Source organism: Acidisphaera rubrifaciens HS-AP3 (genome assembly GCF_000964365.1).
GTDB classification, from domain to species: domain Bacteria; phylum Pseudomonadota; class Alphaproteobacteria; order Acetobacterales; family Acetobacteraceae; genus Acidisphaera; species Acidisphaera rubrifaciens.
The window spans coordinates 1-10,099 of sequence record NZ_BANB01000040.1 but is presented as its reverse complement, the minus strand read 5'-3'; the positions used below and the strand labels follow the sequence as shown (position 1 = coordinate 10,099).

Below are 10,099 nucleotides of genomic sequence, written 5' to 3'. Positions count from 1 at the left end.
CCCGCTCGGCGTCGAGGGCACGACCGCCTGGCTCGCCGCCGCCGCACGCGCCTTCGGCGTGCCGGACGCGACGTTCGACGCGGTGACCGCCGCCCCGGCGCGCCGTGCGACCCACGCGCTCGACCGGTATCGCGCGGCACTGGGCGGCAAGACGGTGTTCTTCTTCCCGGACTCCCAGCTGGAAATCCCGCTCGCCCGCTTCCTCGCGCGCGAACTCGCGATGCGGCCCATTGAGGTGGGCACGCCCTATCTGCACCGCCAGCATCTGGCGGAGGAGATGGCGCTGCTGCCGTCCGGACCGCTGCTCAGCGAAGGCCAGCACGTGGAGCGTCAGCTCGATCGCTGCCGCGCCGCGCAGCCGGACATCGCGGTGTGCGGCCTTGGTCTCGCCAATCCGCTGGAGGCCGAGGGCATCACGACGAAATGGTCGATCGAGCTGCTGTTCACGCCCATCCAGGGCTATGAGCAGGCGGCCGATCTCGCGGAGCTGTTCGCCCGCCCGCTCGCGCGGCGCGAACGGTTGCGGGTGTAGCGCGATGCAGCTGACGCTCTGGACCTATGAAGGTCCGCCCCATATCGGCGCCATGCGCATCGCCACCGCGATGCAGGGCGTACATTATGTTCTGCACGCGCCGCAGGGCGACACCTACGCCGACCTGCTGTTCACGATGATCGAGCGGCGCGACCAGCGCCCGCCGGTCACCTACACGACGTTCCAGGCGCGCGATCTCGGCGGCGACACCGCCGGCCTGTTCAAGGACGCGGTCCGCGAGGCGTATGAGCGGTTCCGTCCCGACGCGCTTCTGGTCGGTGCGTCCTGCACGGCGGAACTGATCCAGGACGATCCCGGCGGGCTTGCCCGCGCGCTCGGCCTGCCGGTGCCGGTCGTGCCGCTGGAACTGCCCGCGTATCAGCGCAAGGAAAACTGGGGCGCGTCGGAAACTTTCTATCGCCTCGTCCGCGCCCTCGCCGGCCCGCATGCGCCGCCGCCCGGCACCGCCCGGACGGCGCGCGCGGACGGCACGCCGCCGCGCTGCAACATCCTAGGCCCCAGCGCGCTGGGCTTCCGTCACCGCGACGACGTCCGCGAGATCGAAGGCCTGCTGGCGCGCTTGGGCATCGCGATCAACGTGATCGCCCCGCTCGGCGCCACGCCGGCCGACCTGGCGCGGCTGGGCGAGGCGGATTTCAACGTCGTGCTGTATCCCGAGATCGCGGGACAGGCGGCTCAGTGGCTCACCCGCACCTTCGGCCAGCCGGCGACGCGCACCATCCCGATCGGGGTCGGCGCCACGCGCGACTTCATCGCCGAGGTCGCGGGGCTGGCGGGCATCGACGCCACGGCGACGCTGACGCAGGCAACATCGAACCTGCCGTGGTACTCGCGGTCAGTCGACTCCGCCTATCTCACGGGCAAGCGCGTGTTCATCTTCGCCGACGCGACGCATGCCGTCGCCGCCGCGCGGGTGGCGGCGGAGGAGCTGGGCTTCACCGTCGTCGGCCTCGGCACCTACAGCCGCGAATTTGCCCGCGAGGTGCGCGAGGCCGCGAAGCATCATGGCGTCGAGCCGCTGATCACCGACGACTATCTGGAGGTCGAGGCCGCCATCGCCGCGCTGCAGCCGGAGCTGGTGCTCGGCACGCAGATGGAGCGGCACATCGCCAAGAAGCTGAACATCGCCTGCGCCGTCATCTCGGCGCCCGTGCACGTGCAGGATTTCCCGGCCCGCTTCTCCCCGCAGATGGGGTTCGAGGGCGCGAACGTCCTGTTCGACACCTGGGTCCATCCGCTGATGATGGGGCTGGAGGAGCATCTGCTGACGATGTTCCGCGACGATTTCGAGTTCCATGACGACGCCGCGCCCTCGCATCTCGCCGCCGAGACGCCCGAGGCACCCGCCGACACGGCGCTTGCCGCATCGCCCGAGGCCCACCCCGCCGCGCCGATCGCCGACGGCCAGGCGCCATGGTCCCCCGACGCCGAGCGCGAGCTGCGCAAGATACCGTTCTTCGTGCGCGGCAAGGCACGACGCAACACCGAGGCCTACGCACAGACACGCGGCGTCGACCTCATCACCCTCGACACGCTCTACGAGGCAAAGGCGCATTATGGACGCTGATACCTCGATGCTGCGGGTCGTGGTGGTGACGATGGACAGTCACCTGTCCTCGGCCGCCGTGCGGGCCGAGGCCGCGGTGTGCGCCGACGTCCCCGGGCTGCGTCTCGCGCTGCACGCGGCGGACGAATGGGGCGCCGATCCGGCCGCGCTGGAGGCCTGCCTCGCCGACATCGCCACGGCCGACATCGTCATCGCGTCGATGCTGTTCCTCGACGATCACATCCGCGCCGTGCTGCCGGCGCTTGCGGCGCGGCGCAACGACTGCCTCGCGATGATCTGCTTCATGTCGGCAAGCGAGGTGGTCAAGCTCACCCGCATCGGCCGCTTCGACATGTCGGCCGACAGTTCGGGCGTCATGGCGATGCTCAAGCGCCTGCGCGGCGGACGCGGCAAGGGTCCGACGAGCGGGCGCGACCAGATGAAAGCGCTCCGCCGCCTGCCGAAGCTGCTGCGGCTGATCCCCGGCACGGCGCAGGACGTGCGGGCCTATTTCCTCGCGATGCAGTACTGGCTCGCCGGATCGGAGGAAAATCTCGGCAACCTGCTTCGTCTGCTGATCGACCGCTATGCCGGCGTCAAGACCGGGGCGTGCAGCGGCCCGCTGCGGGTGGCCGCCCCTGTCGTCTATCCGGATGTCGGCGTCTATCACCCGCGCGTGAGCGGGCGCATCGCGGAGACGCGCGACGCGCTGCCCGTCCGTGCCGGCGCCGGCACGGTGGGGCTGCTGGTGCTGCGCGCCTATGTGCTCGCGGGCAACGCCGCGCACTATGACGGCGTCATCGCGGCGCTGGAGGCGCGCGGCCTCAACGTAGTGCCAGCCTTCGCCAGCGGCCTCGACGCACGGCCGGCGATCGAGCGGTTCTTCATGGAGGACGGGCGCGCGACCGTCGACGCGATCGTGTCGCTCACCGGCTTCTCGCTGGTCGGCGGTCCCGCCTACAACGATGCGCGCGCGGCGGAGGCCATTCTGGCCCAGCTCGACGTGCCCTATGTCGCCGCCCACCCGGTCGAGTTCCAGTCGCTCGAGCAATGGCAGGCCGACACGCGCGGGCTGACGCCGGTGGAAGCGACGATGATGGTTGCGATTCCCGAACTCGACGGCGGTATCCTGCCGATGACCTTCGGCGGCCGCAGCACCGCGGGCGAGCACCGGCGCGACATGGCGGTGCATCCCGAACGCGCGGCGACGCTGGCCGCCCGCGTGGGACGTCTCGTGGATCTGCGTCGCAGCGCGCGGGCGTCGCGGCGGGTCGCGATCGTGCTGTTCAACTTCCCGCCGAACGCCGGCAGCGTCGGCACCGCCGCGTATCTCGCCGTGTTCGAATCCCTGCACCGCACCCTCGGCGCCATGGCCGCCGGCGGCTATGCGGTGGAGGTGCCGGCCAGCGTCGATGCGCTGCGCGAGATGCTGCTGGGCGGCAATGCCTCGCTCCACGGCACGCCGGCGAACGTGGCGGCACGGGTCCGCGCCGACGCGCATGTGCGGGCCGAGCCGCATCTGGCGCAGATCGAGCGGCAATGGGGTCCGGCGCCCGGCCGGCATCAATCGGACGGCGCCGACATCTTCGTGCTCGGCGCGCAGTTCGGGAACGTGTTCGTCGGCATCCAGCCCGCCTTCGGCTACGAGGGCGATCCGATGCGCCTTTTGTTCGAGGGCGGGTTCGCGCCGACGCATGCGTTCAGCGCCTTCTACCGCTGGATGCGCGACGAGTTCGGCGCGCAGGCGGTGCTGCATTTCGGCACGCACGGGGCGCTCGAGTTCATGCCGGGCAAGCAGGCCGGGCTGTCCGCCGCGTGCTGGCCGGACCGGCTGATCGGCGACCTGCCGAATTATTACCTCTACGCCTCCAACAATCCGTCGGAAGGCATGCTCGCCAAGCGGCGCGCCGGGGCGACGCTGATCAGCTACCTGACGCCGCCGGTGACCAAGGCCGGGCTGTATCGCGGTCTGATCGATCTCAAGGCCTCGCTCGACCGCTGGCGGCAGCTGGAGCCCGATGCCGACGCGCAGCAGCGCGCGACGCTCGCCGAGCTGCTGCAGGCGCAGGCCGCCGCCGTCGATCTCGCGCCCGCCGATCCGCCCTGGGGCGCGCGGGCCGCGGCGGCGATCGACGCGCTGGGCGCGGCGCTGCTGGAGCTTGAATACACGCTGATCCCGCACGGGCTGCACGTGATCGGCCTGCCGCCGGATGCGGCGCAGCGCGCCGAGATGCTGGATGCCGCCGGCGTCACCGAGCCCGAGCGCCGCGCGACGCTGGATGCGCTGCTCGCCGCCGATCACGAGCTGCCGGCGATGCTGCACGCGCTCGACGGCGGGTATCTGCGGCCGGCACCGGGCGGCGATCTGATGCGCACGACGGACGTGCTGCCGACCGGGCGCAACCTGCACGGCTTCGACCCGTTCCGTATCCCCAGCGCCTTCGCCCTGACCGACGGGGCGCGGCAGGCCGACCGGCTACTGGCACGCCACCTCGCCGATGGCGGCGCGCTGCCGGAGACGGTCGCGATGGTGTTGTGGGGCACCGACAACCTGAAGACCGAAGGCGGCCCGATCGCGCAGGCGTTGTGGCTGATGGGCGCGGCCCCGCGGCTCGACAGCTATGGCCGGCTGTGCGGCGCGGCGCTGCTGCCGCTCGACCGCATCGGCCGGCCGCGCATCGATGTCGTGGTGACGCTGTCCGGCATCTTCCGCGATCTCCTGCCGCTGCAGACGAAATTACTGGCCGAGGCGGCGCTGCTGGCCGCCGAGGCGGACGAGGCGCCGGCGATGAACCACATCCGCCGCCACGCCCTCGCGTTCCAGGCGGCGCATGGCGGCACGCTCGCGGACGCGGCGCTGCGGGTGTTCGGCAATGCCGAGGGCGCGTATGGCGCGAACGTCAACCAGCTCGTGGACGCCGGCTCCTGGCGCGACGAGGACGAACTCGCGGACGCCTACGTGCGGCGCAAGGGATTTGCCTACGGCACCGACGGCCGGCCCGCGCGGCACGACACCGTGCTCGCGGACGCGCTGTCGCGGGTGGACGTGACGTATCAGAATCTCGACTCCGTCGAACTTGGCGTCACCACGGTCGACCACTATTTCGACACGCTCGGCGGCATCAGCCGCGCGGTGCGGCGCGCACGCGGCGGCACCGACGCCGCCGTCTATATCGGCGACCAGACGCGCGGCGATGGCACGGTGCGCACGCTCGCCGAACAGGTGGCGCTGGAGACACGCACGCGGGCGCTCAATCCGAAATGGTACGAGGCGCTTCTGACGCACGGCTATGAGGGCGTGCGCGAGATCGAGAGCCAGGTCACCAACACGCTCGGCTGGTCGGCGACGACGGGACAGGTGGCACCCTGGATCTATGAACGCCTGTCGGAGACGTTCATGCTCGATCCCGCCATGCGCGAACGCCTCGCCACGCTCAATCCCACCGCCTCCGCCAAGATCGCCGGCCGGCTGATCGAGGCGCATGAGCGGCGCTACTGGACCCCCGACCCCGCGACGCTCGATCTTCTGCGCCGCGCGGGCGAGGAGCTTGAGGACCGGCTAGAAGGCATTATCGAAAGAGCCGCAGCATGACCGTCATACGCCGTATCCCCGCACGCGACGACGGCGAAGGCAGCGTCCAGGTGAAGATGGATGCTACCGTCCGCATCGGCACCGCCAAGGTGTTCGCCGTCTACGGCAAGGGCGGCATCGGCAAGAGCACGACCTCGTCGAACCTCTCCGCCGCGTTCTCGCGCCTCGGCAAGCGCGTGCTGCAGATCGGCTGCGATCCGAAACACGACAGCACCTTCACGCTGACCAAGCGTCTGGTGCCGACGGTGATCGACGTCCTCGAAAGCGTGAACTTCCATTCGGAAGAGCTGCGGACCGAGGATTTCGTCTACGAGGGCTACAACGGCGTGATGTGCGTCGAGGCGGGCGGCCCGCCCGCGGGCACCGGCTGCGGCGGCTATGTCGTCGGGCAGACGGTGAAGCTGCTGAAGGAGCATCACCTTCTGGACGACACCGACGTGGTGATCTTCGACGTGCTGGGCGACGTGGTGTGCGGCGGCTTCGCGGCCCCGCTGCAGCACGCCGACCGCGCCATCGTGGTGACGGCCAACGATTTCGACAGCATCTTCGCGATGAACCGCATCGTGGCCGCGATCCGCGCCAAGTCGCGCAACTACGACGTCCGGCTCGGCGGCGTTGTCATCAACCGCTCCGCCGGCACCGATCAGGTGGACCGCTTCAACAATGCCGTGGGCCTGTCCACGCTCGCGCATTTCCCCGATCTCGACGTCATCCGGCGCTCGCGGCTGAAGAAGTCCGTGCTGTTCGAGATGGACGAGGCGCCGGACGTGCTCGCAGCACAGGCCGAGTACATGCATCTCGCGGAACAGCTCTGGGCCGGCACCGATCCGCTGGCGCCCGAGCCGCTGCGCGACCGGGACATCTTCGACTTGTTGGGGTTCGACTGATGAGCGGCGCCACCTATCAGCGGACGCGCGGGAAACTCGAGCAGTATTTCGACCGCACCGCGATCGATGCCTGGCGGCGGCTGACGTCGGATGCGCCGGTCGGGCGCATACGGGCGACGGTGCGCGCCGGGCGCGATGACATGCGCGCGACTCTGCTGTCCTGGCTGCCCGCCGATCTCCGCGGCCGGCGCGTGCTTGACGCGGGCTGCGGCTCCGGCGCGCTGGCGGTCGAGGCCGCGCGGCGCGGCGCGGACGTCGTCGCGGTCGATCTGTCGCCGCGCCTGATCGGCATCGCCCGCGACCGCACCCCGGACGGGCTGGCCGGACGCATCGATTTCCGCGTCGGCGACATGCTGGACGCGTCGTTCGGCCGGTTCGATCATGTCGTCGCGATGGACAGCCTCATCCACTATCACGCCGCCGACATCGTGCGCGTGCTGACAGGCTTCAGCGCGCGGGCGCAGGCGTCGATCCTGTTCACCTACGCGCCGCGCACGCCCGCCCTCATGCTCATGCACGCGGTCGGACGCCTGCTGCCGCGCGGCGACCGCGCGCCGGCGATCCAGCCGGTCGCGTCGCCGCGCATCGCGCAGCTGATCGCCCGCGAACCGCATCTCGCCGGCTGGGCGGAGGGGCGCACGCGGCGGATCAGCACGGGGTTCTACAAGTCGCAGGCCCTGGAGCTGTTCATGCCATGAGCAAGTCCCGGCGCAGGCTGTCGGAAGGGTGGATGCGGGTGGGAACCCGCTTCCTGCCGTTCGCCGACGCGGCGACCCCCGAGCTGCCGCTGGGCCGCCTGCTGCGCCTGTCGCTGTTCCAGGTCTCCGTCGGCATGGCGGTGGTGCTGCTGATCGGCACGCTCAACCGGGTGATGATCGTCGAACTCGGCGTCCCCGCCTGGCTGGTTGCGGGCATGATCGCCCTGCCGCTGGCCTTCGCGCCCTGCCGCGCGATCGTCGGCTACCGGTCGGACTCGCACGTGTCGCTGCTGGGCTGGAAGCGCGTGCCCTATCTGTGGTTCGGCACGCTGCTGCAATTCGCGGGCTTCGCGATCATGCCCTTCGCCCTGATCGTGCTGTCGGGCGACACGCACGGTCCGGTCGTCTATGGCGAGATCGGCGCCGCCATCGCCTTCCTGCTGGTCGGCGCCGGGCTGCACACGGTGCAGACGGTCGGCCTCGCCCTCGCGACCGACCTCGCCCCGCGCGAGGCGCAGCCGCGGGTCGTCGCCCTGCTGTGCGCGATGCTGCTGGTCGGCATGGTCGCCTGCGGCGTGCTGTTCGGCGCGCTGCTGACCCCGTTCAGCGAGTTCCGCCTCATTCAGGTGGTGCAGGGCGCGGCGCTGGCGACCATGCTGCTCAACGGCGCGGCGCTGTGGAAGCAGGAGCCGCGCGACGCGGCGCGCACCACCGCGCGCGCCCAGCCCGGCCTGATGGTCTCGCTGCAAACCCTGATCGGCGCCGGCGCGGCGCCGGGCGGGCGCCGCATACGCGGCCTCGTCGCCCTCGGACTGGGCACCATCGCCTTCAGCATGCAGGACATCCTGCTGGAGCCGTATGGCGGCCAGATCCTGCATCTGACGGTCGGCGCCACCACTGCGCTGACGGCGCTGCTGGCGAGCGGCGGCATTGCCGGCTTCGCGCTCGCGGCGCGGCGTCTGGCGCGCGGCGCCAATGCCTACCGGGTCGCCGCCGCCGGCACGCTGGTCGGCACCGTCGCCTTTGCCGCCGTGATCTTCGCGGCGCCGCTGTCGTCCGTCGCCCTGTTCGCCGTGGGCGTCACGCTGATCGGCTTCGGCGGCGGGCTGTTCGGCCACTCGACGCTCACGGTCGCGATGGCCATGGCGCCGCGCGGGCAGATCGGCCTCGCGCTCGGCCTGTGGGGCGCGGTCCAGGCCTCGGCCGCCGGCTGCGCGGTCGCGGCGGGCGGTCTGGTGCGTGACGCCGTCGGGTTGCTTGCCACGCGCGGCATGCTCGGCAGCGCGCTGACCGATCCGCAGGTCGGCTACTCCGTCGTCTATCATACCGAGATCGCGCTGCTGTTCGCGACGCTGATCGCCATCGGCCCGCTGGTGCGGACGCACCGGGCCGCCGCCACGCCTGCCCTCTCTCCCGTCTCCGCGAGGTAGAAGCCATGGAATACGGCGCCATCACCGGTTACATCGACGTCGCACAGGTCGTGCTGTACGCGTTCTGGATCTTCTTCGCCGGGCTGATCTACTACCTGCACCGCGAGAACAAGCGCGAAGGCTATCCGCTGGTCTCCGACAACGCGATCGGCAAGATCGTGCAGGGCTTCCCCACGATCCCCGCGCCGAAGGCCTATCACCTGCATGACGGCCGCACCGTCCTCGCGCCGCGGCCCGAGGCGGTGCAGCCGGACCTGTCGAAGCACCGCAACGCCAAGAACTGGATCGGCGAGCCGATCGACCCGGTCGGCAATCCGATGGTCGAGGCGGTTGGCCCGGGCGCCTATGCGATGCGCCAGGACGCGCCGGACATGACATGGGACGAGCAGGTGCCGAAGCTGGTGCCGCTGCGCGCCGATCCGGCCTATCACATCGATGCCGAGGATCCCGATCCGCGCGGCATGCCCATCCTGGGCGTCGACAACGTGCAGGGCGGCACCGTGGTCGATGTCTGGGTCGACCGCTCGGAAGTCATCCTCCGTTATCTCGAGGTGGAGGTCGCCGCGGCGTTCGGCGGCGGCCGCGCGCTGGTGCCGATGACGCTCGCGACGATCAGCGACGGCGCCGTGCCGCATGTGCGGGTCGTGTCGATCACCGGCGCGCAGTTCCGCGACATCCCCGGCCTGCGCAGCCCCGACGTCGTGACGCTGCGCGAGGAAGACCAGATCTCCGCCTATTTCGGCGGCGGCACCCTGTACGCAACGCCGTCGCGGGTGGAGCCGCTGATATGACCGCGCGCGGCGGCATCGACGACGACGGCGCCTCGCGCGGGTTGCCGGGCCGTCTGCCGGAAGGCGAGCGCGTGTTGTGGCAGGGGGCGCCCGCCACCTGGGCGCTCGCGCAGCACGGTTTCCGGCTGCGGCTCCTGGCGGCGTATTTCGCCGTCATCGTCGGCACCGCCGCGGTCTCCGCCTGGAGCGCCGGCGATGCCCCGCTGCAGGGGGCGATCATCGTCGGCCGCTGCCTCGGGCTCGCGGCGGTCGCGATCGGGCTGGTGGTGCTGTATGCGCGGCTGGTGACGCGCGGGACGGTCTACACCGTCACCAACCGGCGCGTCGTGCTGCGCATCGGCGTCGCCTTTCCGATCATGCTGAACGTGCCCTTCGCGTCGATCGAGTCCGCCGCGCTGCACGGCTATGCAGACGGCACCGGCGACATCGCGCTGCGCCTGATCCCGCCGCAGCGCTTCGCCTATCTCATTCTCTGGCCGCATGCCCGTCCCTGGCGCTACAGCCGCAGCGAGCCGATGCTGCGCGCCGTCCCGGATGCGGCGCGCGTCGCCCAGGTCCTGAGCCGCGCCCTCGCCGCCGCGTCCGGCGCGCCGGCCCCGGTC

General features: G+C 71.1%; 8 protein-coding genes. All 8 read left to right on the top strand.

Translation table 11 applies throughout. The features are described 5' to 3' along the window. The coding region (locus B8460_RS01335; RefSeq protein WP_048859770.1) for a nitrogenase component 1 at positions 1 to 532 on the top strand (532 nt) is incomplete at its 5' end. A 4-nt stretch (positions 533 to 536) separates the two neighbouring features. Then, entirely contained in the window at positions 537 to 2,120 is a 1,584-nt protein-coding gene (gene bchB / locus B8460_RS01330) for a ferredoxin:protochlorophyllide reductase (ATP-dependent) subunit B (RefSeq protein WP_048859769.1), read from the top strand. Continuing rightward, on the top strand, positions 2,110 to 5,691 hold the full coding sequence (locus tag B8460_RS01325; RefSeq protein WP_048859768.1) for a magnesium chelatase subunit H: 3,582 nt from the start codon (positions 2,110 to 2,112) through the stop codon (positions 5,689 to 5,691). The genes bchB and B8460_RS01325 overlap by 11 nt, the downstream gene beginning before the upstream one ends. Continuing rightward, on the top strand, positions 5,688 to 6,578 hold the full coding sequence (bchL, locus tag B8460_RS01320) for a ferredoxin:protochlorophyllide reductase (ATP-dependent) iron-sulfur ATP-binding protein (protein WP_048859767.1): 891 nt from the start codon (positions 5,688 to 5,690) through the stop codon (positions 6,576 to 6,578). Before B8460_RS01325 ends, bchL begins: the two co-directional genes overlap by 4 nt. Further along, on the top strand, positions 6,578 to 7,276 hold the full coding sequence (gene bchM, locus B8460_RS01315) for a magnesium protoporphyrin IX methyltransferase (protein ID WP_048859766.1): 699 nt from the start codon (positions 6,578 to 6,580) through the stop codon (positions 7,274 to 7,276). The genes bchL and bchM overlap by 1 nt, the downstream gene beginning before the upstream one ends. Further along, positions 7,273 to 8,706, top strand: coding sequence for a BCD family MFS transporter (locus tag B8460_RS01310; RefSeq protein ID WP_048859765.1), 1,434 nt, complete (start codon positions 7,273 to 7,275; stop codon positions 8,704 to 8,706). Before bchM ends, B8460_RS01310 begins: the two co-directional genes overlap by 4 nt. 5 nt (positions 8,707 to 8,711) lie before the next feature. Next, positions 8,712 to 9,497 (top strand): photosynthetic reaction center subunit H, encoded by a 786-nt coding sequence (gene puhA / locus B8460_RS01305; protein WP_048859764.1) that lies wholly within the window; start codon positions 8,712 to 8,714, stop codon positions 9,495 to 9,497. After that, the coding region (gene puhB / locus B8460_RS01300; RefSeq protein WP_048859763.1) for a photosynthetic complex putative assembly protein PuhB at positions 9,494 to 10,099 on the top strand (606 nt) is incomplete at its 3' end. The genes puhA and puhB, both read left to right, overlap by 4 nt.